At 43.5% G+C, this 24610-nt stretch carries 23 protein-coding genes and 1 pseudogene; 7 read left to right on the top strand and 17 right to left on the bottom strand.

Going from position 1 to position 24610, the window contains the following annotated elements; genetic code table 11:
* Nucleotides 1-64 precede the first annotated feature (64 nt).
* Nucleotides 65-334, top strand: a pseudogene (locus AB4Z17_RS08995) (GNAT family N-acetyltransferase); the annotation flags it as partial.
* Between the two features lie 446 nt (nucleotides 335-780).
* On the opposite strand, the gene AB4Z17_RS08990 reads toward AB4Z17_RS08995, so the two are convergent.
* Both AB4Z17_RS08990 and AB4Z17_RS08985 read right to left on the bottom strand, forming a co-directional pair.
* Entirely contained in the window at nucleotides 781-1221 is a 441-nt protein-coding gene (locus tag AB4Z17_RS08990; protein WP_441959344.1) for a hypothetical protein, read from the bottom strand.
* A 45-nt stretch (nucleotides 1222-1266) separates the two neighbouring features.
* Nucleotides 1267-1797 carry a GNAT family N-acetyltransferase gene (locus AB4Z17_RS08985; protein WP_441959342.1) on the bottom strand — a complete coding sequence of 177 codons (531 nt, stop codon included), beginning with the start codon at nucleotides 1795-1797 and terminating at the stop codon, nucleotides 1267-1269.
* Between the two features lie 225 nt (nucleotides 1798-2022).
* On the opposite strand from AB4Z17_RS08985, the gene AB4Z17_RS08980 reads away from it, so the two are divergent.
* Both AB4Z17_RS08980 and AB4Z17_RS08975 read left to right on the top strand, forming a co-directional pair.
* Nucleotides 2023-2343: a heavy metal-binding domain-containing protein gene (locus tag AB4Z17_RS08980; RefSeq protein WP_339205517.1), complete on the top strand. Its 321-nt coding sequence runs from the start codon at nucleotides 2023-2025 to the stop codon at nucleotides 2341-2343.
* Nucleotides 2344-2357: 14 nt separating this feature from the next.
* Nucleotides 2358-2585 (top strand): hypothetical protein, encoded by a 228-nt coding sequence (locus tag AB4Z17_RS08975; protein WP_441910041.1) that lies wholly within the window; start codon nucleotides 2358-2360, stop codon nucleotides 2583-2585.
* An 86-nt stretch (nucleotides 2586-2671) separates the two neighbouring features.
* On the opposite strand, the gene AB4Z17_RS08970 is transcribed toward AB4Z17_RS08975, so the two are convergent.
* From AB4Z17_RS08970 to AB4Z17_RS08900, 15 genes are all read right to left on the bottom strand, one after another.
* Nucleotides 2672-4912 (bottom strand): FAD-dependent oxidoreductase, encoded by a 2241-nt coding sequence (locus tag AB4Z17_RS08970; protein ID WP_441959340.1) that lies wholly within the window; start codon nucleotides 4910-4912, stop codon nucleotides 2672-2674.
* Between the two features lie 29 nt (nucleotides 4913-4941).
* A complete protein-coding gene (locus tag AB4Z17_RS08965; protein ID WP_076266365.1) occupies nucleotides 4942-5769 on the bottom strand; it encodes a carbohydrate ABC transporter permease in 828 nt (275 codons plus the stop codon).
* A gap of 15 nt (nucleotides 5770-5784) precedes the next feature.
* Entirely contained in the window at nucleotides 5785-6669 is an 885-nt protein-coding gene (locus AB4Z17_RS08960; RefSeq protein ID WP_441910038.1) for a carbohydrate ABC transporter permease, read from the bottom strand.
* 79 nt (nucleotides 6670-6748) lie between these two features.
* On the bottom strand, nucleotides 6749-8065 hold the full coding sequence (locus AB4Z17_RS08955) for an ABC transporter substrate-binding protein (protein WP_441910036.1): 1317 nt from the start codon (nucleotides 8063-8065) through the stop codon (nucleotides 6749-6751).
* Between the two features lie 105 nt (nucleotides 8066-8170).
* On the bottom strand, nucleotides 8171-8932 hold the full coding sequence (locus tag AB4Z17_RS08950; RefSeq protein ID WP_441959338.1) for a response regulator transcription factor: 762 nt from the start codon (nucleotides 8930-8932) through the stop codon (nucleotides 8171-8173).
* Entirely contained in the window at nucleotides 8910-10715 is a 1806-nt protein-coding gene (locus AB4Z17_RS08945; protein WP_441959336.1) for a sensor histidine kinase, read from the bottom strand. The genes AB4Z17_RS08950 and AB4Z17_RS08945 overlap by 23 nt, the downstream gene beginning before the upstream one ends.
* A 228-nt stretch (nucleotides 10716-10943) precedes the next feature.
* Entirely contained in the window at nucleotides 10944-11621 is a 678-nt protein-coding gene (locus tag AB4Z17_RS08940) for a hypothetical protein (protein WP_441959334.1), read from the bottom strand.
* Between the two features lie 27 nt (nucleotides 11622-11648).
* On the bottom strand, nucleotides 11649-11822 hold the full coding sequence (locus tag AB4Z17_RS08935) for a hypothetical protein (RefSeq protein ID WP_179089745.1): 174 nt from the start codon (nucleotides 11820-11822) through the stop codon (nucleotides 11649-11651).
* Nucleotides 11823-11849: 27 nt separating this feature from the next.
* Complete coding sequence (locus AB4Z17_RS08930; RefSeq protein WP_441959332.1) at nucleotides 11850-12308, bottom strand: hypothetical protein; 459 nt, start codon at nucleotides 12306-12308, stop codon at nucleotides 11850-11852.
* A gap of 350 nt (nucleotides 12309-12658) precedes the next feature.
* Nucleotides 12659-13123 carry an NUDIX domain-containing protein gene (locus AB4Z17_RS08925; protein WP_441910029.1) on the bottom strand — a complete coding sequence of 155 codons (465 nt, stop codon included), beginning with the start codon at nucleotides 13121-13123 and terminating at the stop codon, nucleotides 12659-12661.
* Nucleotides 13124-13141: 18 nt separating this feature from the next.
* Entirely contained in the window at nucleotides 13142-14539 is a 1398-nt protein-coding gene (locus AB4Z17_RS08920; RefSeq protein WP_441959330.1) for a UDP-N-acetylmuramoyl-tripeptide--D-alanyl-D-alanine ligase, read from the bottom strand.
* Between the two features lie 137 nt (nucleotides 14540-14676).
* Complete coding sequence (locus tag AB4Z17_RS08915) at nucleotides 14677-16680, bottom strand: GTP-binding protein (RefSeq protein WP_441959328.1); 2004 nt, start codon at nucleotides 16678-16680, stop codon at nucleotides 14677-14679.
* A 130-nt stretch (nucleotides 16681-16810) separates the two neighbouring features.
* Nucleotides 16811-17344 carry a YceI family protein gene (locus AB4Z17_RS08910; RefSeq protein WP_076266374.1) on the bottom strand — a complete coding sequence of 178 codons (534 nt, stop codon included), beginning with the start codon at nucleotides 17342-17344 and terminating at the stop codon, nucleotides 16811-16813.
* Nucleotides 17345-17542: 198 nt separating this feature from the next.
* Nucleotides 17543-18946 carry an MATE family efflux transporter gene (locus tag AB4Z17_RS08905; RefSeq protein ID WP_339205531.1) on the bottom strand — a complete coding sequence of 468 codons (1404 nt, stop codon included), beginning with the start codon at nucleotides 18944-18946 and terminating at the stop codon, nucleotides 17543-17545.
* A 454-nt stretch (nucleotides 18947-19400) separates the two neighbouring features.
* Nucleotides 19401-19619, bottom strand: coding sequence for a hypothetical protein (locus AB4Z17_RS08900; RefSeq protein WP_441959327.1), 219 nt, complete (start codon nucleotides 19617-19619; stop codon nucleotides 19401-19403).
* Between the two features lie 282 nt (nucleotides 19620-19901).
* Here AB4Z17_RS08900 and AB4Z17_RS08895 point away from each other — a divergent pair, with 282 nt between their 5' ends.
* The 4 genes from AB4Z17_RS08895 to AB4Z17_RS08880 all read left to right on the top strand — a co-directional run bounded on the left by AB4Z17_RS08895 (nucleotide 19902) and on the right by AB4Z17_RS08880 (nucleotide 24532).
* On the top strand, nucleotides 19902-20663 hold the full coding sequence (locus AB4Z17_RS08895; protein ID WP_441959325.1) for a hypothetical protein: 762 nt from the start codon (nucleotides 19902-19904) through the stop codon (nucleotides 20661-20663).
* 234 nt (nucleotides 20664-20897) lie between these two features.
* Nucleotides 20898-21401 carry a hypothetical protein gene (locus tag AB4Z17_RS08890; protein ID WP_339205534.1) on the top strand — a complete coding sequence of 168 codons (504 nt, stop codon included), beginning with the start codon at nucleotides 20898-20900 and terminating at the stop codon, nucleotides 21399-21401.
* A gap of 210 nt (nucleotides 21402-21611) precedes the next feature.
* Nucleotides 21612-22097, top strand: coding sequence for a hypothetical protein (locus AB4Z17_RS08885; RefSeq protein ID WP_076266379.1), 486 nt, complete (start codon nucleotides 21612-21614; stop codon nucleotides 22095-22097).
* Nucleotides 22098-22264: 167 nt separating this feature from the next.
* Complete coding sequence (locus tag AB4Z17_RS08880) at nucleotides 22265-24532, top strand: PAS domain S-box protein (RefSeq protein WP_441959323.1); 2268 nt, start codon at nucleotides 22265-22267, stop codon at nucleotides 24530-24532.
* Nucleotides 24533-24610 lie beyond the last annotated feature (78 nt).

Here is a 24610-nt window from a genome sequence, read left to right as displayed (position 1 = left end):
TCGATTACACTAACGAGGTGAATATTTTATCTGTGAATTCTTATGCGGTTTGGAACTTGAGATGGGATTTAGAATCACAATGAATTCAATTAAATTAACAGGAAAAGGTTATGGAACTGAAGCTTTAAAAATTGTATTACGATTTGTTTTTGAAGAACTAAATTTAAATCGATTAGAGTTAGAAGTATTTAGTCATAATCTTCGTGGAATAAGAGCGTATGAAAAGGCAGGTTTTGTAAAAGAAGGAGTTTTACGTGAATCTTTATATTATGGCGGAACTTATTCTGATGAAATTATCATGGCAATAATTAAAAAAGATTACAAGAAAATGTAGTGTTTACTCCGGACCTGAACGGATACCAAAGTGAAATAGATTGCTTTAAGTAAGCCATTTATTTGAGGTTTGATCACTTTTAAATGAAATTTAAAAGTGTACTTTGATTTCACCGGTAGGCTGAATCAACTTTATCTGATGAAAATAATACTGTAATCCAATAAGAAAACTATTGAACTAACAGGACACTATAGCTTAACAATCACATAAATGAGGCTGCCGGTATGAAACGGCAGCCTCATTGAGCTATTGAGCAGGATTCATTTGCTTTATTTGTTCTTTACCAATGAATTATAACTTTTTGTGATATTATTTGTCAGTTAATACATGTCTGAGAAAGTTTATACTAATAAATGATTAAGCACAAATATCCTATTAGGGGAGACTTATGACTGATATAACTTTAGACAATATCAAGATTACAGTAGACTCAAATGCATTCTAACCTATTTCTTCGTCAGAGCTTTTAACTCCTCGATCGCCATCGTGATGTGTTCCTCTCCCAATGTCGTTTCTGCTCCGTAAAAAAACAATACATTGGCTACTTGATGGGAACGATAAGACGCCAAATCCGCCGCTGCCCAGCTATTAGCAAAATCCTCTAAGCCTTTTTTAGCCTCTTTGCTTGATGAATAAATATAAATACTAATACTTTGACTCGTATTATAGTTGAATTGCTTCGGTTTTATATCGTTATAGGCTCTAGAAAATACAGCACCCGGGTTTATATCGGTTTTTGGGGTTAATGGGATGCCATGTCTTTCAAATACACTCGTTATTTGATCCAATGTTATCGTTTCTTCGTTTCTTTCGTTCGAACCGCCGCCATAAGCACAGCCTGTAACGGCTAAACAAATCATACAAACGATCATAATCATTTTCCTCATAACATCGCCCCTTTGACTGCTATGACGTGTAAATAAGGAAATAAGTTACAGGAACTCATCCCAGCCAAGCCCTAATTCGGTAACGGTATCAATGCCTATTTGGATATCTTTTTTCGTAAAGGCCTTCGCCCCTAATCGATAATAAAAGTTGATTGCACTATTTTTCTCCAGCACCCATACCATTAATGTTTGATAATTATGTATTCTCAAATGATCGACCACAGCGGAAAATAGTGCTTTTCCGAACCCGAGCCCCTGGTACTCCTCCAGCAAGTATATGGAGTAAAGCTCTCCGTCGTAGTCGTATTGCTCACTCCTGCACTTCCCACCGTTTGCGAATCCTACTATCGTACCTTCATCATTTTCAATAACGTAAATCACTTCATCAGGGTTCGAGCGATTAAATACCCATAACCAATTTTTAATACGACTTTCGATGCTAAGCTTGGACAAATAATCATCCGAGATTATCCCTTTGTAGGTGGATTTCCAGCTCTCTACGTGGACATGAGCGATATCAGGTACATCGTCAATCGTTGCCAGTCTAATCCGCATATGATCCTCTTTTCTAATCACGCAAATGGAATGAATACACTTTATAAATCGGTCTGCCCATGCCTAACAACATAAATCATATTACTAGCCTCCTCATTTTATATATTTTACCATTGGATATTATTGGAATGAGTGATACTATGATTTTAGTTGATATGACTTCAATATCGCAAGAAGGATGCAATAATGGTTTTGTTAAGATAAGCATGTTATGTTCAGTTCATAATTAGAATGGGAGGAACCAAAATGTTAGTTGTCACTACAGAAAATATTCCTGGCTATCATATTGATAAAGTAATAGGCCACACATTTGGTGTCGTAGTAAGAAGCCGGGGCCTTGGAGGAAATATTACAGCCTCTGTGCGAAGCATATTCGGTGGAGAAATAAAAGAATACACTGAAATGATTGAAGATGCCCGTAAGGTCGCTATAGACCGTATGATTCAAAATGCACATGCCATGGGAGCAAATGCAATCGTGATGATGCGATTTGACTCTGGTGAAATCGGACAAACGATGTCTGAAATCGTCGCTTATGGCACTGCAGTTGTGGCTGAGAAAAATTAGCGATGCCTTATTTCATGAGCATTTACTTCGCCCTTCAATTATTGGTTATTATTATCGCTATAATCAGTACGTTTATATATCGCCGTAGGCGGCTAAAGCAACGCACGCCTCAGCCTCCAGCTGGTTTCCAGAAAACGAGTGAAATATTTATCGATCCAACAACGGGCGTTCAGCAGCAAGTATGGTTTAACCCTAGTACTGGAGAAAGATTTTATGAAAGAACGGATAACAATAAAAAATAAGCTAATTCACGGTGGCTAAAGCTGCCTTGAATTAGCTTATTTTTTAAAAGTTCAATTAGAGTCCTGCTAAGCTCATCACAGCATGACTACTCATAAGCCCGTATTTCAACAACTTCTGCATAAGGGCATCCATTTGTAGCTTCAATGACAACGCGGATCTTATTGGTACGGATAGGCTCCAGCTGATGCGTCCGTTTTCGTTTTCTATTATCCGTCTCACGCAGCAGTACCTTCCACTGCTCATCGACAAAAGCCTCAATTCGATAATCCTTCACCAGCTCAGGAATAACTTCAAATGGCGTTCTATGATGATGCAGGTTGATTAGATCCTCATTCACATCATCATTGAAGGTAACATGAATATTGGATATGGAAACAGAGGATTCCCACTCAAGAGAAAGCCACTCCGGCTTATTGCTATCCATTCGATTAGACACCCATGTATGAGGACCGCCATAAGGTCTTGTGTAGCCATCAATAGCAGATACCGCTTCGTATGCTGTAGTCTCAGGGAATGCCTTGAAGCAGAAAGGTGTTCTGTGCAGCCCTTTCATTTGCCAAGCCATGGTCTGCTGCGTATCCAAGAAACTGGAGAAATCAGCGGATGAATCGATCTTATTCTCGAAGCACAACACACCGTAAAGCGGCGTTTCAGACGTATACAATTGCAGCTCCGGGTTCGACTGAATGACAACGAATAAATTGATCGCTTCATCCGCCTTATAATCAAGTCCAAAATCAACCCACTGCTTCGTTCCCTGCGTTACTATCACGGTCTGCTTGGAGATAAGTCCCATTGGAATATAGTTTTCTTTTTTTCCGGTAGAATGAATTTCAATCGTCATTTCTGTATTCGCCAAAGCATCAACAAGCAAAGACAGCTTATTCAGCTCCGAAGTGACCGGGAACGTTATTCCAACCGGATTCAGTAAGGAATAAACCTTAGAAGCATCATCTATATGCACGTTTCTCATCGTACTCGAAGCAGCTGCTTTGGCGCTTCTCCCCAAATCGCCGGCATCCTCATTGCGAATACCAATAATGGAAGCATCTTGTTTAATGAGTGTTTGCTGCAGCTCTGCAAGATGAGACTGACCTAACTCTCTTGGTGTAATTCCCTTCATAGCAGAGAGGGCAGCTCCCGTCCCAGCCGCTTCTCCCATTACCGCACAGGTAGCCATTACTCTAGTCGTGCCAAAAGCAACATGTGTCGCACTAACATTTCTGCCGGCGAACAATAAATTATTAACGTTGCTGGAATACAGTGAACGGAACGGAATGTGGTACGTACCATCTGCATGGAAGTGTTTGGAGCCGCTCTCTTCCGCATACATTCCCTTTGGTGGATGCAAATCGATGGACCAGCCGCCGAACGCTACTCGATCCTCAAATGGCTCCTGCGCCACGATATCATTCTGATTGAGGATATAATCACCAACAAATCTCCTGTATTCCCGTTTGCCAGGAAGAGATCCTACCCATTCCAGAGTCATATTATCCGCTTCAAACTTTCCTGAGTTTTTAATATAATCCCAGATTCCATAAATAACGGACCACAGCTCATCCCGTATTCTCTCGTTCTCATGAACGGTATCCAGCTCTCCGCCCCATTCAATCCACCAGTAGTGGCAGCCCGAATCTCCGCTTCGCATTACCCGGCGTACCGGTATGGAGGTTTGGGAAATATCCTTGGCAAAGCTTGGCGGGATATATTTGACTGGCTGACCTGCATCCTTTGTATAAAATAAAATCGTGCTTCCGAGCGTGATGTCATCCGCAACTTCAGGAGCCCAATCCTCCTTAAATTCATGATGCGCTTCCCGTCCAATTCGAAACTTTGCTCCTGCTAGAAAACCGACCAGACCGTCTCCGGTGCAATCTAAAAACATTTTGCTCTCGAAGCGAATTTTGCGTTCAGATCCCATCATCCAGCCTGTCACGGAATGAATCTGACGATCCACCTCTGAGCCTGTTGCCTCAACCTCATGTACATCTGTGTTGAGGAACAGCTCAATGTTTTTCTCCGCTTTAACGGCCTCTAATACGATCAGATCCCAAAGATAAGGATTGCCATCAGGATTGCGATACTGATTTTCTACAAACAATTCACCCATAATACCCGTTTCTCTGGCATAACGATTCACGCCATGCCCTGTTGCGCCGCATACCCAAACGCGCACCTCGCTGCTGGAGTTGCCGCCTAAGACAGGTCGGTTCTGTACCAAGGATACGGTCTGTCCCAGCCTTGCCGCAGCAATGGCAGCGCAAACGCCGGCGAGCCCGCCGCCAATGACGGTTACTTCTGTTTTGATGATTTCAGATCTCATATCATAACGCTCCTTTTCTTTGTGAGTAATCAGCCCTTAACGGCAGAGCCGGATATGCCCTGGATAATATATTTTTGACCGATGATAAAGATGAGGATCATAGGGACAATCGCAGCGGTTGCCGCAGCCATCATGCCGTTGTAATCGACGTTATTTTCCAAAATAAAATTTTGCAAGCCAAGCGGGATCGTATATAAATTGGGGCTGGATAAAAATACGAGCGCGTTCTCAAAGTCATTCCAATGCCACGAGAAGTCGATAATCGTAAAGGTAGCTAGTGCCGGCTTCGCTAAAGGCAGAACAAGTTTAAAGAAAATGCGAAAATGGCCGGCACCGTCTATAAAAGCAGATTCCGTAATTTCCTTCGGAATGCTCATAAAAAATTGCCTTAGCATAAACACGCCAAAAATCGAGAACAAGCCCGGCAATATAAGCGCCCAATGCGTATTGTATATATGCATCCAGTTGAACATGATGAACTTCGGAACAAAAATAACCTGTGGCGGTATCATCATCATGGACAAGTAGACGAGAAACATGGCATTCCTGCCTCTAAACTCGATTCTTGCAAAACCGTAAGCAGCGAAAGCGGATAGAAACACTGCGCCGACTGTGCTAATAATGGAGATTTTAAGTGAATTCAAATAATAGGTGATGAAGTTATAGTCACCTGTCCAAATTCGTTCATGGCTTCTCCAATCAAGCTTAGAGGGCAGCCATCTTGTAAATACTTCACTTGGACTCTGCAGGGACGTGCTGACCATCCATAGAAACGGAAGTATCATGAACACGCCGCAAATGAGCATGAGTACAGTTAACGGCATCTTGGTTTTGACAGAGCTGACTAGATTGTTCATTGAAAACTCCCCTCTCTAATAGTGGACCCAGCGCTTCTGGCTAATCCATTGAATAACGGTTATCCCCATAATAATAGCGAATAAGAACCATGATATCGCTGAAGCATAGCCCATTTCATAATAGCTGAAGGCTGTTTTGTAAATGTATAGCGACAAGATCGTCGTGCTTCCGCTCGGACCGCCCTGTGTAATCGCTTGAATGATGGAGAAGGATTTCATCGTCATGATTAAGCCCGTAATGAGCAGCATAAAGGTAGTCGGACTAACAAGCGGCCATACAATTCGCCATGTGACAGTCCGGCTCTTCGCGCCGTCTATCTTCGCTGCTTCCAGCAGCTCAGGCGATACTTCTTGAAGCGCAGCAAGATAAATAATCATGTTGTAGCCTAACAAGAACCAGATCTGTATGATGTCAATCGCATACATCGCAGTCTCGGTATCAGCGAACCAGCCTGGCGGCGATACAATGCCAATCCAGCGAAGTATTTCATTGATGGGCCCTTGAGAGGGCTGAAACAAGAGCATCCAAACGAATGCAACAGCTACCCCGCTAGAAATATAGGGAAGAAAAAACATCCCCCGCAGAAGCCCTTTCATATATACATTCTTATTCAGAACGAGAGCGACGATAAAGGATAGTCCAAGCGATACTGGAACAGAAAGAAGGAATATCGCCGTATTCTTAATCGCATTATAAAACTGATCATCCTGGAACATTCGCTTTATATTGTCCATGCCCGTAAACGAGACATTTGGATTCGAAAATTGATAATCGGTAAAAATTAGTCCAAAGGAAAATAACGCAGGTACGACAAAAAACAATAATACGCCCAACATATTCGGAAGAATAAACACATAACCCAACCAGCTTTGCTTGCGCATCCAGCTCGTTTTACTCATAACAACCCGCCTTTCTTCGTTCACCCGTAAAAAAAAGTAAGAAGGACAAGGCTGCTCCTTCTTACTTTCTTTGCGCAGCTTATTTCTTGATGAATTCGTTGTGCCGCTCTGCCATATTTTTCAACGTCGTGTCGATATCTTGTTTATTGAGGAAATACTTCTCATATTCTTCTTTGCGCGCATCGATCACTTGCTGAGGCACGTTAAGCTGGAATGATTCGAATTTGCCGAATACCACTTTGTTAAGAGAATCCCGATCATAATTTTCTTCATACCCTTTTAGGAGCAAATCAATCGCTTCCGTGCTGTCTACACTTTTGGATGAAGGAATACGTCCGCCCGGAGCCATTGGCAGCATTCCGCCATCAGCGTACCATTTCACAAATTCCCAAGCCGCTTCTTGATTTTTGGATTTCGCGTTAACCGAAATCACGTCGCCCAATCCGCCTGGATATTTGAAGTTGGTTTGATCCTTGGAGATACGCGGAATTGGTGCAAAAGCAATTTTGAAATCATGCGGGAAATCGACTAGATTGTTCGCATTACGGAATATAAATTCACCAGCTGTCAGCATCGCTGTCTCGCCTTTTAGGAACATCGTATCCACCGGCATCTTGCTGGTCAGCTGCTCGCCATATTCCGGAGTTGATTTATCCTTGAACATCATGTTGTGCAAAATTTCAAACCCTTGTTTCCAATAAGCATTATCGAAGTTGGATGTGCCGTCTGCTTTCACGTAACCGTCTCCACCGATCGTGCCGTCGAATTGCGTAGTAAATGCAGCATCATGCTGGAGCAAGCCCCATACATTAGGTTGTTTCAATTTCAGTGCATATTCCTGTAAATCAGACCATGTCCAATCTAGCGGAGGAATTGGCAAACCTGCCGCATCAAGCATATCTTTGTTCAACCAGATGAACGCCATGTTTTTCTTTGTAGGCATGCCGTAATACTTATCATTAATCATCCATTGCTTAGCTTCAGGACCCATTTGCTCATCAATGTTGTAATCCGTCTTTGCGCTCATATCTACGGCTACACCTGCATCTATTCTCTTTTGAAGGCGAGAGAGGGTGTAGTTTATATAAATATCTGCATCTTGCCCAGCAAGCAAAGCAGTATCCAGCTTTAAGTTGCCCGCATCATCATTAACGAACCGAACATATTCCACTTGTACATTTGGATTCTCGGCATTCCATGCGTCAACAACTGCTTGAGGTCCCGCTTCAGGAGGCACGCCGCCCCATAGCGTAAGCTTAATCTTTTTGGTTGTTGTGGCGCCGCTGTTTGTTGGTGTCCCCGAAACATTATTTTTGTTGTTCCCACCGCATCCAGCGATCAGAACCACGACAAGAATAAGAGAAAGAGCACTGATCAACATTCTGTTTCTTTTCATTTCTTTGCCCCCTACAAACTTGTTTAATTGCTTAGTTAAATCTTATCACCGGGCATTTCGCGGGGTAAGGAACGATATTTGGCGATTCATGATACATTCTTTGGATCATTTATTTTGCTCTTTGCGATATTCACTTGGCGTCATGCCGCACCATCGTTTAAATATTTTAATAAAATAGTTGTCATTCTCGAATCCTACTTGCCTTGCAATCTCACTTATCGATTGGCTTGTTTCCTCAAGCAGCATCTTTGCTGCCTCGATTCGGCGGTTCTGTACATAGTGAATAAAGGTTTGGCTCGTTTTTTTCTTAAACAAATCACTCACATAGCTTGCATCCATAGAGATGAGCTCAGCTGCACGTTTTAATGTAATTTCCTCAGCGTAATGCTCCTCAATATGGCGAATAATTTTATTCATCTCTGGATGATCCGTAGGTTCAGACGTATTCTTCTTCGGAAACCACTTGGCTGCTTTTCTTAATTGCTCTCGCTGCTCTAGTTCAAGGGTTACCTTCTCAAGTGCCTGCTTCAACCCGCTCACATCCATTGAAAGCTTAAGTAAATAGCTGGACGCCCCGAACTCCAGCGACTGCCTTGCATACTCGAACTCGTTCATACAGGTAAGCATAACGAATCGGCAATCGAGCCCTTCTTTCCTGACAGATTTCAGCAGCTCTACTCCATCCATCATGGGCATATCAATATCGGAAATGACCACGTCCGGCTGCAATTCTCGAATCGCCCGCAGCGCTTCCTCGCCGTCATTAGCAGTGGCTATAATTTCAAAAGGAAGATTAGCTTTGCTCATCAGCTTGCTGAGACTCGCTCTTGCATGCTGTTCATCATCAACGATCAATACGGTCCACATCGCTGTCAGCCTCCTTTAAATAGGGTTTCGATAATAATAGTGGAAGATGCATCATAACCTTTGTTCCCTCTTCTGATGAGGCAAGGGACAAGCCTGTACTCTGATTTTTGAAAAGAAGCTCCAAGCTTTCTCGAATATTTTGAATACCGATGCTTTTCCGCTTACGGAACACCTTCTTCTCTTTGGCACGTTCTACCCCTACTCCATTGTCCGCCACTTCAAGATACAAAAGATCATGTCTCGCCTCTGCTTTGATTTCAATTCGGCCGTCACTCCGTCTCCCTCCAAACCCATGTATAATGGCGTTTTCTACCAAAGGCTGAAGACAGAATTTCGGAACCAGTGCAAAGTTTAGCTCGTCACTTAGTTCATAGCTGACTGTAATATGCCCACCGAAACGCGCGCTTTGTATGCGCATATAGGAATCGATAAGCGCAATCTCATCTTTCAGCAGGATAAGATCAACCTCTACATTCAATGTCGTCTCCAATATTTTTCCGAGCGAAACACAAATTTCATAAATATCATCCTCATCCTTCTCAAGCGCTATGCTTTTAATAACATTAAGCGTATTCAAGAGAAAATGCGGGTTCATTTGAGATAAGAGAACCTGAAAGCGGACGACTTGCCTCTGACGTTCCTCTAATTGAAGCCGTTCCATTAAACCATTTATATCGTCAATCATGGTATTAAAGCTTCGCGTGAGTGCAAGAATTTCACCTCGACCTTGTTCTGGCAGCTTTACTTTGAGGTTGGTCTTGACCGATATCTCCATCTTTCGCTGCAGCGTTTTTAGAGGAACGGTAATCGTTGAAGAAATAAAATAGGTCATCATGACAAACACAAGCGTAATCAACCCGAAAATGGCGAAAAAGCGTTTTTTCAACGTTTCCACTTCTTCAAACAGCAAGGACAAGGGTACTTTCTTCACAATAAACCCATTTAACTGGGCAATACGGCTGAACGTATACAATACCTTCTCATCTTGGCTAACAATAGAAGCGGATGCAGAGGGCTCTTTTACTTCGAGCATCGCTGATAAAATGGCAGGATCAATCGCTTCATCGGCATCGGACTGCACCATTGATTTTCCTGTATGATCCAATAAATAATAAATGCCTTCGCGCTGCCTATCTCTCATCACCTTGTTGAACCACTGCTCATAATCGATGCTGATACGGGCATAGGCGTACTCTTTGAGATTCTCATCGCGGAGCATCTGATAGAGACTAAGCATATTTTGATTGGGTTTAATAACCGGACTCACATAATTGGTATCGCTTGCATTCCAAATGGAGCTTTCCCCTTCATTGGAGGAAAGCATCTTTACCCATGCTTCATTCGTAATCGAGGAGTAATTCAGTGGTTCACGAGGAGCAAAGGAGGTATAGGCATAGCCTTGTTTATCTACCAGCGTATAATACACCGTTGCACCAGTCAGGAAGAAGCTGTTCTCAATGCTTGCGAACTTATTCTCCACCAGTTCCTTCCGAGTTAGCGGATCTTTCTGCTCCGGATTTTTCATAACCGAGCGGATGGTGTCATCCTGTTCTAATAGCAGACCTGTCTTCATTACAAGCCCGAGCACATCCAGGAAAGACTTCTCAATATCGAGTAGCTGATCCTCGTTTTTGGCAGAGGCTTCCTCCTGCAGAACTCTTTCCGTTTCACTGAAATTATAAATAACTAATAAAACGAATGGAGCTAGCACTAGCAGCAAAAAAGCCATTAATATTCTATTTTTAAACGTTTCTGGAGTTAAGCCTCTAATCCATTTGTTCACGCGATATGCCCCCCAAGTGCTCTCATCTGTTTAAAAATTGATTCGACATACCTCTCAAGATAACGCGAATAGTCCGTAGGAGCAAGCTTGAAAATAAAGCTGGTAACTCTCCTTCATCATGACATAACCGAATGGATTGACCTAACTTGCGGTGTTTGCGCCCAGTGAAAAAAAAGAGCCCTTATGGGCTCCCTCAAATGGCGTGTTGTCGCTTACCGTAAATAATCGTTATGAAAGAACCTTCGTGCTCCGCTTAATTCTGCGTTTATAGAAAATCCATGAAATGAATAGCGATTCCTCTGCTTTATGGCTTGCAACCTTATCTATGAAGTAAAAATCTTGGGGACCTACCTCTATTTTTGTAATGGGCAGCACCGGCGATTCACTAATCCACTCGTCAAAAGACACGACAGAATGACTAACCATTTTGAACGTATCCTGTGGTAAAATGTACACCATTCCGCTCGTCCAATATGCTTTATTTTTAGTCTCGCTAGTGATAGAGAAGAAATAATAGCTCTGAGTTGCCTTCACTTTTAAACAAGCATTTCGAAAGTTGCCTACCACTTTACTCCGATCAAAAACCGCATAAAACAACGGCCAAATGCCATCTTTTGTGCCAAATATGGCTTCTACATATTTACCGTTAAAAAGCGTCTGCTTTCTTAACTCGAATTGTTCAATATTTTTATGATTTGACCCGTGCATTATGACTGGTTTCGTCATTGCAATATACTGAATAAAACGGAATTTGGGAAATGTGCTGGCGTACATTATTTCAGATTTATTGCGGACAGCATCGGAATACAATCTTTCATATTCATTGACCTCGTCCTCTGTGAACTTAAATACAGGGGAGCGATAAAATAGAAGTCCCAGCAACACTGATACTACCTTGGTTATCATACAATTCCCTCTATTCGGACAGAGCCATTATTTTTTCACGCTTCTTATGAAGGTATTGCCCACAACAAGCGTAACGGCGATAACAACAATAATAACTAGAGTATCCTCTGTATCGTGCACACGATGGGTTAAATCGAACAGATACCCTAATTCGAAAAACAGGATAACTAACCATATAGCAAAATAATGTTTTGTGCTCATCGTATCAGCCTCTTTTCTCAAAACGAGTTATTTAGTAAAATCATTGTCGCTTTGCCTCCAATTATTTTTCACAAACAAAAAAGCGATAATCAGCAAAAATAGGCCGCCTATATAAAACAGCACTGATTTTAAATTAATTGCTTTTCCTTCGTATTCGCTCCCATACGCTGCCTTAATGAAAGAGCCATCGTCCTGCTTTATCGCAATGGCCTCATTTATCGATATATCCTTGATTGCGTAATATTCCGTTCCTTTCGGATAAATGTTTGAGAAATTGCCAGAGTACGTTCCTTCTTCGTCTGAATAGGAAGTAACCTTACCGATTTTAGCGCCAATCTGTGCGGATTCCACCTGTGTATCTGAAACAATGTAAGACTTGCCGTCGTTTACAACGAAACGATACGCCCAATCCGCATGAGCAGTCCCTAACGTAATAAATGAACTTACCGCGAAAAAAATACTTATTAGAAACATAAACTTCCTCATTTGGTTTAGCCTCCCTATATTGTATCTTATTATGACGATAAAATAGAGAGAGAGTTGCATGAGAATCATAATAAACAAATAAGGGGCTGTCTCAGAAGTAGGATTACCTACGCTTGAAACAGACCCTGCTTGTTTTAAAAAAAGGAGTATAAGCACATTTTCCCTATCGCTTACGAACCTCATCACTCTTATTTAAATCATTCGTAAGGAATTAAAATTGTAACGAACTCCAGAATCGTTATTTTGAGAAAAATAGCTCGTAACACCATACAAAGCATGCTATAACGTCAATTAGGTTCGTTAAAATGAAAAAAACGTAGTTTTTTGCATAATAAGCATAGTACAGTTCGTTAGAGTAAAGATCGTGGGTTTTCGGTTGTGAATAACTGAGAGGCAGCTTCTTCCGCATAATTTAATATAAGTATACGTTGGCCATGCCCCTCTAATCGATTCACGACTTGTTTGGCCGTTTCGAAATTAAAGGTGACGCGCCCAGTAGTCTCAAAACCTTCCGGCATCGGAACGAAGCTGTGTACCTTCGCAACAACAAATACGGTATACGTATCGGTTTCCGTCCAGTACCAGCAGGCAACAGGTATTCTCTCCGGCATCAGCAGCAGTCCGGCTTCCTCCACCGTCTCCCGATCCAGCGCCTCGTCGATGCTCTCGCCCGGTTCAATTCTTCCGCCAACCGTCGTTAATGTTTGCTCATTGCGATCCCATACCATCACGATAGACCCATCCTCGAGCAAAGGGATACTATGAATGCCAGCGATTCTTTTATCCGTTGGAAGCTCATTCACTCTCTTCAACATAAAATCCTCTCCTTCTGCCTATTGCTGCTTATCTTCTAGAAGATGACAGACCTCTTCCAGCTTCAAACCGCGAGATCCTTTTACTAAAACAACATCATCTTTACTCAGGATTCGCATGCACTCTTCAGTTAAAGATATTTTTGATGTGAAGTGTTTGGCTTCTCCCTCAAAACCATTTTCGAGGAGCGTATCCGAAATTATTTTGCTTATATGACCAAAAGTAAACACCGAGTGAATTTTTGATAAATCCACACTCCGGGCTACTTCTTCATGAAACGCTGCCTCGGCATCTCCTAGTTCAAGCATGTCCCCTAATATTAATACTTTTTTATGGAATCCCTCTAAGTTTTGAATCGTTTCAATGGCCGCCTGCATAGAAATAGGACTGGCATTCCAAGCATCGTTAATAATTAAGAAACCCTTAGCCGACCAAATCCGCTCCATTCTCATTCCGGAAATCTCTAAGTTGCTCAGCCCTAATTGAATATGTTCTTCATCGATTTTAAAAAGGTTTGCAACAGCAATCGCAGCAATGGCATTGGCCACATTATGGCTACCAAGGAGCGGCAATCGGAATGGCATATGATATTGCTTTAATGTGAATAAGAGATCTGATTGCTTGTGCTCTATTTTCAAAGGAAAATAATCGTTGGATGGAGATTGACCGAATCGAATGGTTGCTCCTGTCCACGGAAAGCCTCTCTTCTCCAGTCCCTTAACGAGCAACGGCTCATCGCCATTAAACAGGAAAGTCCCTTCAGAATTTAGTCCCTCAAGTATTTCCAACTTAGCCAAAGCGATTTGTTCTCTAGAACCTAGATTCGACAAGTGAGAAACGCCAATCATTGTAATTATAGCAACATCAGGCTTTGCAATTTCAGACAGAAGTTTAATTTCACCTTTGTTGCTCATGCCCATTTCTAAAACAACGATTTCTGTATCATTTCTAACCTCTAATAAAGAGAGCGGAAGTCCGTACTCGCCATTGAGATTTCCTCTTGTTTTCTGAACGTTAAACGTTGTACTCAATAAGGTATTCACCATATCCTTAACTGTTGTTTTGCCATTACTACCTGTTACAGCAATTACCTTGCAGTTTAATTGGCTTCGATACGCCATGGCGATGCTTTGGAGTGCTTTTAACGTATCTTCTACTATAATAATCGGTAAGCCTTCAGGTGGCGGGATATGATCTGCTTGCCATAAAGAAGCAACTGCCCCCTTTTCAAAAGCCTGCTTCACGTACTTGTGTCCATCGTCGATCCGTACGATTGGAATATACAAATTTCCAGGATGAATCGTTCTTGTATCAATGGATACGCCATGGACCTTTTGATCCAAGAATCCATTTACACTATCTTGCAACGCATAACCATCAGACATATTTGTAATTTCTTCAAGGGAACGTATGATCATTAATATCCTCCCTTTATCAGGTTATACACATGTATAGATACCCATACTTTACCTTAAATTAAAATACTTCGCTCGAATTTCCCTTCCGTTCCTAAATATATGCCCTGTGCTATATAAATGAACAAAAACGCTTGCGGCTATGACCCGGCAATCGCATTTCGAACAGCTAATATATATTTTGACTGATCCAGCGGATTTACGCCTCGTCTTATCCGTTCGGCCTTTACATCAGGCGGACATTCGCGATATCCGGCGAAGAAGGTTGCAAGCGCACCTCTGCCCTTGGTAAGCGATCCAAATCTCGCAGGAAACTCAAGGGACGTGGCAACAGGAATGATGCCTTCGATTTCCATTCGTTCCTGCCTGACAATGGGCGTATCAAACTCACCACGCATTAGAATGAGCTCGTTCATTAGCTTGCCGCCCGTCTCTTCCGGGGCAGAGAGGCGGAAGGACAGCATCGGCTCCAGCAGCTTTACTCCAATTCGCGACAAACCATCCATAATGCCCATCGGGGTTGCGACTGCAAAATCTAGCGGATGCGTATGCCACACATGATGCTCACCCTCAATAAGAGTAACCTTTATATCCGTTACTTCCCAGCCAAATAACCCCTGCTGAAGCGCTTCGGGCACGCTTCTTGCCACCTCGTTCTGATAGCGGTCAAGCAGCCGCTCTGATCGGACAACGGAGCTGAACGTTATCCCGCTCCCGCGCTCACCGGGCTCAATATGAAACCGCAGAATTGCCCAGCATGGCTTCGGCATCGTATAGGCAATGAAACCCTCGCCTGATTGAGCAGGCGTCTCTTTATAGATAACCGATGGCTGATCGAATTCAGCCTTTAAGCCGTACCGATTGTTCAGCACATGCGTCAGCACTTCAATCTGAATCGGCCCCATGACTTTCAGGTGCAGCTCGCGCTGCTCCTGCAGCCATTGCAAATCGAGCAGCGGATCTTCATCCGCCAGCTCATGCAGCGCCGCAACGACAGCCGGATATTCGGCTTCGTTGCTCCAGCGCACCTGTACCGTCAGCAGCGGAACAGCCATCCGCGTCTCACCGGGTACAAACTCAGCGCTGCCTATAATGTCGCCAATGCGCGCCTGAGTCCAGCCGCAGACCGCTGCAATATCGCCTGCCGCGAGCAGCCCTACATCCTCGGCCTTTTGCCCATCGATTTTGCGTATCTGCGTAATTTTCTCTTCAATCTGCTGCGTCTCATTGCGGACGGAATCACGATTGCGAATCACCCCGCTGTACAGGCGGACATAGGCGATTCTACCCATTGCTGCATCGCGCTCAATACGGAAGACGACGCCAGACACTGGACCGTCCGAGATGATTTGAGGCGGCGGCAGCAGCGTAATCATCGCTTGCATGAGAGGCTCGATGCCTATCCCACGATTCGATGCGCCAAATAAAATTGGAAACAATTCACCGCGCTGCGTAAGCGCAGGCAGCAGTTGATTCAGTTCTGCTTTGGGCAGTGTACCGCTGTCCAAATATTGAAGAAGCAACGATTCATCTTGCTCTGCCACGGCTTCCTCCAGCAGTTGCAAATAACGCTGCGCTTCCTCCGTCTCACTCCCTGCTATTCCCGAAACGAGCAGGCTAACTGCACCGCTGAAACTATCCTCGATACCAAGCGGAGCCTGAACTGGCGCTGCTTGATTGGATAACAAACGCTTAATTTGCTGGATCGTTCCTATTGGATCTGCACCAATTCGATCCAGCTTGTTCACGTAAATAAGCGTTGGAATGTTTCGTTCGCGCAGCGCATGCCATATGACTTCTGTCTGTGCCTGCACACCCTCAACTGCCGACAGAATAAGCACCGCTCCATCCATGACGCGCAGTGAACGTTCGACCTCAGAGAGAAAATCGACGTGCCCCGGAGTATCGACCAGGTTGATCGTTACCCCTTGCCAAGTAAAACGGGTTGCTGCTGCACGTACCGATATGCCTCTTGAGCGTTCCACTTCTAGAAAATCCGTCTGTGACGTGCCTGCATCCACACTGCCAAGCGAACGAATGCGACCGCTATGGAATAAAATTTGCTCTGTTGTGGTCGTCTTCCCCGCATCAACGTGAGCAAATATTCCGATGTTCCTTATATGTGTTGAAGCATTTGGCTCCATATTGCATATCCCCTTACTCTCACTAGCTGTTCCTTTCCTTATCCTACCGCTGAAAGCGTTTTACAGCAACAAAAAACGACCCACCGGGCAAATGCCCGATGAGCCGTTAATAAATATGCTTCTTAATCCATTAGCCTTGATGAATCGCTTCAATATCGATTGAAATCTTCACTTCGTCGCCAATGAGCACGCCGCCCGTTTCAAGAGCAGCATTATACGTTAAGCCGTAGTCGCTGCGTTTCAGGCTGCCCGTCGCGCTAAAGCCTACTTTATCGTTGCCCCAAGGGTCTTTGCCTGCGCCTTCGAAGCTGACTGCAAATTTCTCGGAACGTGTCACGCCATGAAGGCTCACATCGCCAACAACGGAATATTCGCCGTCGTCTGTTTTTGTGATTGCCGTTGCAGTAAATACAAGCTTCGGAAACTGCTCGATATCAAAAAAATCATTGTTGCGCAAATGTGCGTCACGATCCTTGTTGCGTGTGTCCACGCTATCAAGATCAATCGTAAGCTGGATATCAGCTGAAGTCAGGTCATGCGCATCAGCGGAAATATTGGCTTCAAACGCATGAAAAGTACCTTTTACTTTTGCGATCATCATATGCTTTACCGAGAAATCGATGCTGCTGTGCGTGGAATCAACCGTCCATTGTGATTTTGCCATTTTAAAATTCCTCCAATAAAAATATTAACTTACTTTTTAAAACTTACTAACTTATATTATGTATATCTATATCTTATTGCGTAATCCTATTTATGTCAATTATATTTACAAAAAAAAAAGACACCAGTGAAGTGGTTAAACTTCTCTGATGTCCATAATTCCTTATGATTTGAGCGAGCAGCATTGCCTTAGCTCATCTTAACCCTGCAAAACTGCGGATTTCTCCTTATTATCACGCTTAACGAGCCCATATTTCTCCCATTTTCTACTCTTCCATCGGAAAAACATAATAACGGCTCGCAGCCATTCATCTGCTGCAATCGCCAGCCAAATACCAGCGAGGCCCAGATCAAGCTGGAATACGAAGAAGTAGCCAAGCGGCAAGCTCATTGCGACCATAGAACCCATTCCGATATATAGAGGGTACTTTGCATCGCCTGATGCACGCAGTGAGTTGATAAGCACGATATTAATCGTACGGCCAGTCTCCAGCACGATGCTCAGCAGGAGCACATTTATGCCCAGCCGAACAATTTCCTCATCGTCCGTAAACATTCGCATGAGCGGCTCGCGGAACAAAATAACGAGCAACACGGCAAGCAAGGTTACCGCACTTGCCCAGCGCACGCTTTTCCATACTTGACGGTAGGCAATCGTTTGCTCGCCTGCACCAACCATCCTGCCTACGATGATCGCAGTACCCATGCCAATTGCAAAAGCAAACAGATACGTAAACATCGAAATGTTATTCGCATAGTTTTTCGCCGCCAAGGAGGCCGCGCCAAGATACGTAGCATAATACAAAAATACGATTTGGCATGCCTGATACATCACCTGCTCCAATGCAGACGGAATGCCGATTCTCAGTATTTTGAGGATATACTCCTTGGACAATGCAATATAATACTTGATTTCAATCCGTACTGACATAATCCGGTACAGCATCCAGAAGAAGACGATGAGCGCTAAACCACGGCTAATGACCGATGACAGCGCCGCACCTTGAACTCCCATCTCCGGAAATCCGAATTTCCCGAAAATAAGCAAATAGTTTCCGATAATATGAACGATATTCATGCCAAGCGATACGAACATCGCTTCCTTTGTAAAACCGTGTACACGAATAATGGCAGATATCGAGTTGATGATAGCTTGAAGGAAAATCATGCCGCCTACAATGGCTAAATAGCTTTTCGCATGTTCAAGTATTTCACCTTGCAAATTTAACGTTTGCAGCAAATGCCCGCCGAACAACACGAACATAAGGCTTATAAATATCCCGACTACTAGATTGAGCGAGATCGCTAGCGCTGATATTTTGGCAGCTTCTACATACTTTCGAGAACCGATATATTGCGCAACGACTATGGATGCCCCGTTGCCGATTACCTCTAATAGTAAGATCGCTATATGCAAATATTGATTTGATGCACCAACGCCGGATACAGCATTATCCGATATTGCACTCAGCATCAGCGTATCTGCAATACCCATCAGCATAAACAAAAAGATTTCTAAAAAAATAGGCCACGTCAGAAAAAATAAGCTTAAGCCCTTCTGATCCTTTTGCCCTGTTCCATTACCAGCCTCTGCTGTTGTCATGCTGTCACCTTCTTCTAATCTAAAAAGTAAAACACAAGGTATCGTAGCATATAAAATAGCTTATTGCACGTTAGAATCGTACCTTTACATAAATAATTTTTTTGTATTTCTTCTACTAAAACAATCTTCCTATGATGCCTAGTCGTTGCCTTTTTAGAAGCAGAAGATTCACAGTTAGAAAGAAAAATCACCTATTAAGCATGTTATAATAGGTGTCTAATTTTATTCAGCGATATAGTAACAAATAAGGAGTGTACCTCATGAATTCAATATTGTTTATTGCAGCGTGGGCTATAGTTGGCATTTCTATTGGCGGTCTAATCGTGGTTTTTAAAAATAGATCTAAGAAATAAGTATAATCCAGCCTTCTTTACAATAAAAAAAGACTGTGCTTGGGTCGCCATAGCAACCTAAGAACAGTCTTTCTCTTTATAATATAAAATGATAGATATCATTATTGCTCTTCAGACTCTTCCTCAGCTGCTTCTTCTTCAGCTGACTCTTCTTCTGCTTCCTCAGAGGATTCTTCCTCCGTAGCTGCAGCAGCTTCTTCCACTTCTTCTTCCAGTTCAGCCTCAACAGCTTCTACTACTTCTTCAGCTGGAGCCTCTTCCGAAATCAGTTCAGCGSTTTCTTCCACGCCTTCTTGAACTACTTCTTCTTCTTGGCTCATGTTTATTCACCTCCTACTTCTTATTACCTTAATTGTAGCGCTTTCATAGAACTAAACAAGAGGTGTAAAATGTCGTTTCATAGGAACTATTTCCGCATTTTGTATTGTTCGATTCCATTTGCGTTTCTTCGACTTTTTCCCCGCCAGAGGTCTAGTACTTCGTTCCGACTTACGGCGGTGTTGCATAACAGATGAACTAGATAAGATGTATAACGACTAGTAAAATCGCTTCTATAGTATAAGTGTATATGGTGCTATCATTACTTTCAGGGGGCTCATTCCATGCATTCTTTATTCATTTATTTTGAACTCGGCACGTTAATGCTCTTTGTCATTTTTTCATTAATAGTTGCTGCCAAAGCATCAAAACTGACTTATAGCCAAACCGAGCAGCAGCTTAATTACAAAACACGCAAGCTGTTATTTTGGTCTGTTTGCTTAAGCTTCCTTACGGTAGGAATTGCTGCAGCAGATTTAATACTGGCTTCGATGACGCATCCTCAGTTTTGGACACATCGGCTGCTCATTCACACGCCGTTTGCTATCATTCCAGTGCTGCTCATTTGGCTTGGTTCATACCCAAAAATGCGCAGGCTCATACGGCGAACGAACGCTCGGACTGAAAAGGCTAATGATGTAGCACGGCGCCGCCAAGCATCCGATCCCGTACTTATTGTTCCCTTTCAGCTAACACCGCTTTGCTCATTTGCCATGCTTTATTTTGCTTTTATTCCGCCACATTCATTCCGCTGGTCTTTCGTGACAATGACGACCACCTTCTTTTTGTTTATGGCTTGCATCGTCTGGATGCTTCAAACTCACCGCAACCAGCTTGCAGCGGAGGCACCACCCGTTTACCGCCCTTGGCTGCGCAAATTGCGCCATACTGGCGTTCTACTCGTTGTTTTAGCCATACTGGGTATTCCCTTTATGATGGCCTTTGAGGGCAATCGCCTGTCTGAGCGGCTAAGCATTATCCCCGACGGAATAGATGAAGCTTTTTCTCTGCATCCCTCGGAGCGCCAAATTGTCATCCAGCACTGACAACCCCTATGCAGAGGAGGAGTGAGTACTAGACTTTAGTCCAGCTAACCATTTTACCTGCAGCAGGAGGACAGTTAATTTCAATGTATGCTATGCTGAATTCAGCCAAGCAAAAACGCCTTCAGCATCCTCTGGATACTGAAGCAGCTTTGACAGAGAAATATAAGAAAAGTAGGAGCAATTAATATACTTTCTTATATTTTAATAAAACGTTGATTGGGGTGCAATAAAACAATGAAGCTAAAAACCATTAGCGGGTTTGTCCTCCTGCTGCTCGGAGCTGTATTATTTCTAAACCAAGGCGAAGAATTTGGCCCAGGCAAAATATTTGCCTACTTCTGGCCATCGTTATTCGTCATACCCGTTGGGCTTTTCTTTCACTGGCTGTACTTCTCCATGATTGGCAGACGTGGATCAGGCCTATTAATTCCGGGAGGCATTTTGTTCACTGCAGGTGTCGTTTGTCAGATCGCTATGTTATTCAACAATTGGGGGTACATGTGGCCGGGCTTTATTCTCGCCGTTGCCATTGGCTTGTTCGAATTTTATTGGTTCGGCAATCGGAACAAATGGCTGCTTATTCCCATTAACATTTTGACTGTGTTGTCTATTCTCTTCTTCGCCGTCTTCTCCATCGGCTCCCTCTACAGCAAGTTTTTACTCAGCCAGCCGATCATTGCGATCATCCTTATTCTCTGCGGCGCTGTTATCCTGCTGACGAAGAAGAAAGACATCTAACATCTCCCTCCTTTGGTATGGTATAATCACATGCATCGCGAACCTAAGCACATGCTTACGAGGTGGTTTGCTTCGCAAACCTAAGATTGTGCTTACGAAGTGGTTTGCTTCGCAAACCTAGGATTATGCTTACGAAGTGGTTTGCTTCGCAAACCTAAGATTATGCTTACGAAGTGGTTTGCTTCGCAAACCTTTAGGAGGAAATAAAAGATGTTGTCTTTTGAACAAAAGCTTGCAATAATTGAAGGCTTTCCTGAATTAGAACGGAAGGATGTTTCTCTTGGCCGCACTAACTTCCATTACGAAGAAAGCGCACATGAGAAAAAGTCGGTCGTGCACCATCTGCATCCGAACGGAAACGGTTATGTTTTCGCTGGCTTAGTTAAGGGTGTAGCAACCGATGACAAAGGCCTAGTCAATATTCGCGATTTCAACGAGGAAGAGCTTCGCTCGCTTATTGAGAAATCGATCCATTCTCTATCCATCGCACCGCCAGAGAAACCGGAATCGAAGAAAAAGAAAAAACAAAAAGCACCGCAAGAAGAGCGCTGGATCGGACCGGACAATGCTGTGCTAACATTGCTGTTCGAAGAAGATCTTTGGTATCTATATGCCGACTTGAATCTGGAATCCGCTTTCGAGACCTACGAGGAAGCTGAGCAGTACTTAGAAGAAGAGCAATTCTCACGCGCCTAGCGGACACAGGGCAACGAATGTTTGTTCATAGGTACCAAAATCCGTATTGCTTCATAAAAGGAGAAACGATTGCTGTTTCTCCTTTTTTCTGTGCGCCAAAACAGGATTTTTGTCATTCCGTGTCTAATTGTAAGTAGGAGCATCTTAGACCGTGGGAGGAATTATTTTTGTCAATTAAAGCTAAGCTATCCTTCTCCATATCCATAATAGTAGCTGTCATACTGACACTAAGCACCTTGCTCTATTACTACACAACAAAAACTGAAGCTGAGTCTAATCTAGAAGTTCAGTTTACTAATATTGCAAAGCAACTAAGCAGTACGGTCGAAGCGTCAGAGAACGCCCGCCAGTACATGGAGGACACGCTTGGCGAAAAGCTGCGCATTGCCTCTCTAGCGGCAAAGTCACAGCTGGATCCTGAAATTAAAAATGTAACAAATGAGCAGCTCGTAAAGCTTAGCGCTCAGCTTGGCGTCGATCATATTACATTATGGCAGCGCTTTGGAAACGATGTTGTTGCGAAACGTTCCTCAGATCCCAATGAAATTAATATGAGCTCAAAAACCTGGGATTACTGGCATGTTGCCTTTTTACAGCTATTCGACAAACATGAAGTAAACATTGTGCAAGGTCAGAAGCTCAAAAACTTCTGGTCAGGCCCGTTTAATTTCTCAACGTCGGATCCGTCCGAAATTCGCAAATGGGGCTATTACTATGACGGCTCAACAAACTATATCATCAATCCATACGTCAACGCTCAGGTGCTGCTGGATTTCGACTATACCATTGGGACAGATGCAATCGTTAACAAGATCATTGCCGATCAATCCGATATTCTAGAAGTTACCGGATTCGACCTTGAGTTTTACGGCAAGGACAAAATTATTAAATACAAACAAGGCATTCCCGTTTACAACCTCGACGTTCGAGCCATCCCGTTTGGCGACTATAACTATCAGGATCAATCAAACGATTTTTTAAATATTCAACAAGTCAATAAAACCGGTAAGAGCCTTACTGTCAAAAGAAACATCAACGGCGTTCCGGTTATCAAAAACTTTATCCCGATTAAGACGAACAAAAACTATGTGTTTAGCGTTGTTTTTGATCAGAAAGCGATCCAAAAGCCCGTTAATCAGCTGCTGGTTATGCAATTCGTCATTTCACTTGGACTCGTGCTTATTACGATGATTGCGAGCTATTTCATAGCCGGCTTCATGCTGCGCGGCCTCAATCAAGTTATACGTAAAGTAAACGCGATTGCTGCAGGAGATTTTGGGGAAGTCATTACGATTCGCAGCGAGGATGAATTAGGCTTGCTTGCCTCTCGTGTCGATACGATGGGCAATAATCTAAATCATTATACAACGCAGCTTAAAGCTGCTGCGGAAGAGCTGCAAAGCACGAAGCAGTATTTGGAATCCTTCGTCAATCATACATCGGACGCCATTCATGTCACTGATCTGGAAGGCCATGTCATACAGGTCAATATCGCTTTTGAAAAGATGTACGGCTGGAGCCAAGAAGAAGCGCTTGGCATCACGCTTGATAACGTTCCGCGAGGCTACTTAAGCTCACACCAAGAGCTTGAGTCCACTGTCCTGCGAGGCGGCTCTGTAACGGATTATGAAACTGTGCGTTACAGTAAATCCGGCAATCTCATCGATCTCAGCATTACGATATCTCCTATTCGCGACGAGCTGGGCACCATTATTGCGATTGCCACTATATCTCGGAATATTACTTCACGCAAACAAACAGAAGAGATTATTAGGCGCTCTGAGAAGCTATCGGTCGTTGGTCAAATTGCTGCGGGCGTGGCGCATGAGGTTCGCAATCCGCTTACGACACTTCGTGGCTTTGTACAGCTGCACAAGCAGACCGGCTCGTTATCGCCAGCCCATCTTGAGATTATGCTTGGCGAGCTCGATCAGATTAATATGATCGTGAGCGAGTTTCTCGTATTCGCTAAGCCGCAGGCCACGATCTATCAGCCTGTGAATATCATCCGCCTCGTTGGCGATATTATGATGCTGCTCGATTCAGAGGCAAAGATGAGCAATGTGCAGCTAGCCCTGCTCGCGGAAGCCGAACTTCCTGAGGTGATTGGCGAGGCTAATCAGCTGAAGCAGGTTTTCGTAAATATTATGAAAAACGGCATTGAATCGATGACCAGCGGCGGCGTACTCTCCGTGAAGGTGGCGTGTGATGCAAATCGAGTAATCATCCTGCAATTTATCGATCAAGGCTGTGGAATTGCCGAGAGTGATTTGCTTCGCCTAGGAGAGCCTTTCTTTACGAATAAAACGAGCGGAAATGGTCTCGGCCTTATGGTAAGCCAACAGATTATCGCTGCGCATAAGGGCACCATTGTGTTCCACAGCGAGCTCGGCTCGGGCACCTGCGTTGAAATATCATTGCCAACGGACAGCTAGGATAACGACCTTGCTGTCCGGTTTTATATTATTTTGTAGAAAATTAAGCTACTATGGTAAAATGTGTCCGTAGCCTAT

Origin of the sequence: Paenibacillus sp. TAF43_2, assembly GCF_052113545.1 — a bacterium.
GTDB lineage: Bacteria > Bacillota > Bacilli > Paenibacillales > Paenibacillaceae > Pristimantibacillus.
This window is presented reverse-complemented; position numbering and strand designations above follow the sequence as displayed.

Excerpts from the sequence above, each read along its gene's own strand:
- AB4Z17_RS08990 (WP_441959344.1), bottom strand. The coding sequence starts at position 1,221 with ATGAGGAAAATGATTATGATCGTTTGTATGATTTGTTTAGCCGTTACA.
- AB4Z17_RS08980 (WP_339205517.1), top strand. The coding sequence starts at position 2,023 with ATGTTAGTTGTCACTACAGAAAATATTCCTGGCTATCATATTGATAAA.
- AB4Z17_RS08975 (WP_441910041.1), top strand. The coding sequence starts at position 2,358 with ATGAGCATTTACTTCGCCCTTCAATTATTGGTTATTATTATCGCTATA.
- AB4Z17_RS08970 (WP_441959340.1), bottom strand. The coding sequence starts at position 4,912 with ATGAGATCTGAAATCATCAAAACAGAAGTAACCGTCATTGGCGGCGGG.
- AB4Z17_RS08965 (WP_076266365.1), bottom strand. The coding sequence starts at position 5,769 with ATGAACAATCTAGTCAGCTCTGTCAAAACCAAGATGCCGTTAACTGTA.
- AB4Z17_RS08960 (WP_441910038.1), bottom strand. The coding sequence starts at position 6,669 with ATGAGTAAAACGAGCTGGATGCGCAAGCAAAGCTGGTTGGGTTATGTG.
- AB4Z17_RS08955 (WP_441910036.1), bottom strand. The coding sequence starts at position 8,065 with ATGAAAAGAAACAGAATGTTGATCAGTGCTCTTTCTCTTATTCTTGTC.
- AB4Z17_RS08950 (WP_441959338.1), bottom strand. The coding sequence starts at position 8,932 with ATGTGGACCGTATTGATCGTTGATGATGAACAGCATGCAAGAGCGAGT.
- AB4Z17_RS08940 (WP_441959334.1), bottom strand. The coding sequence starts at position 11,621 with ATGATAACCAAGGTAGTATCAGTGTTGCTGGGACTTCTATTTTATCGC.
- AB4Z17_RS08935 (WP_179089745.1), bottom strand. The coding sequence starts at position 11,822 with ATGAGCACAAAACATTATTTTGCTATATGGTTAGTTATCCTGTTTTTC.
- AB4Z17_RS08930 (WP_441959332.1), bottom strand. The coding sequence starts at position 12,308 with ATGAGGAAGTTTATGTTTCTAATAAGTATTTTTTTCGCGGTAAGTTCA.
- AB4Z17_RS08925 (WP_441910029.1), bottom strand. The coding sequence starts at position 13,123 with ATGTTGAAGAGAGTGAATGAGCTTCCAACGGATAAAAGAATCGCTGGC.
- AB4Z17_RS08920 (WP_441959330.1), bottom strand. The coding sequence starts at position 14,539 with ATGATCATACGTTCCCTTGAAGAAATTACAAATATGTCTGATGGTTAT.
- AB4Z17_RS08915 (WP_441959328.1), bottom strand. The coding sequence starts at position 16,680 with ATGGAGCCAAATGCTTCAACACATATAAGGAACATCGGAATATTTGCT.
- AB4Z17_RS08910 (WP_076266374.1), bottom strand. The coding sequence starts at position 17,344 with ATGGCAAAATCACAATGGACGGTTGATTCCACGCACAGCAGCATCGAT.
- AB4Z17_RS08905 (WP_339205531.1), bottom strand. The coding sequence starts at position 18,946 with ATGACAACAGCAGAGGCTGGTAATGGAACAGGGCAAAAGGATCAGAAG.
- AB4Z17_RS08895 (WP_441959325.1), top strand. The coding sequence starts at position 19,902 with ATGCATTCTTTATTCATTTATTTTGAACTCGGCACGTTAATGCTCTTT.
- AB4Z17_RS08890 (WP_339205534.1), top strand. The coding sequence starts at position 20,898 with ATGAAGCTAAAAACCATTAGCGGGTTTGTCCTCCTGCTGCTCGGAGCT.
- AB4Z17_RS08885 (WP_076266379.1), top strand. The coding sequence starts at position 21,612 with ATGTTGTCTTTTGAACAAAAGCTTGCAATAATTGAAGGCTTTCCTGAA.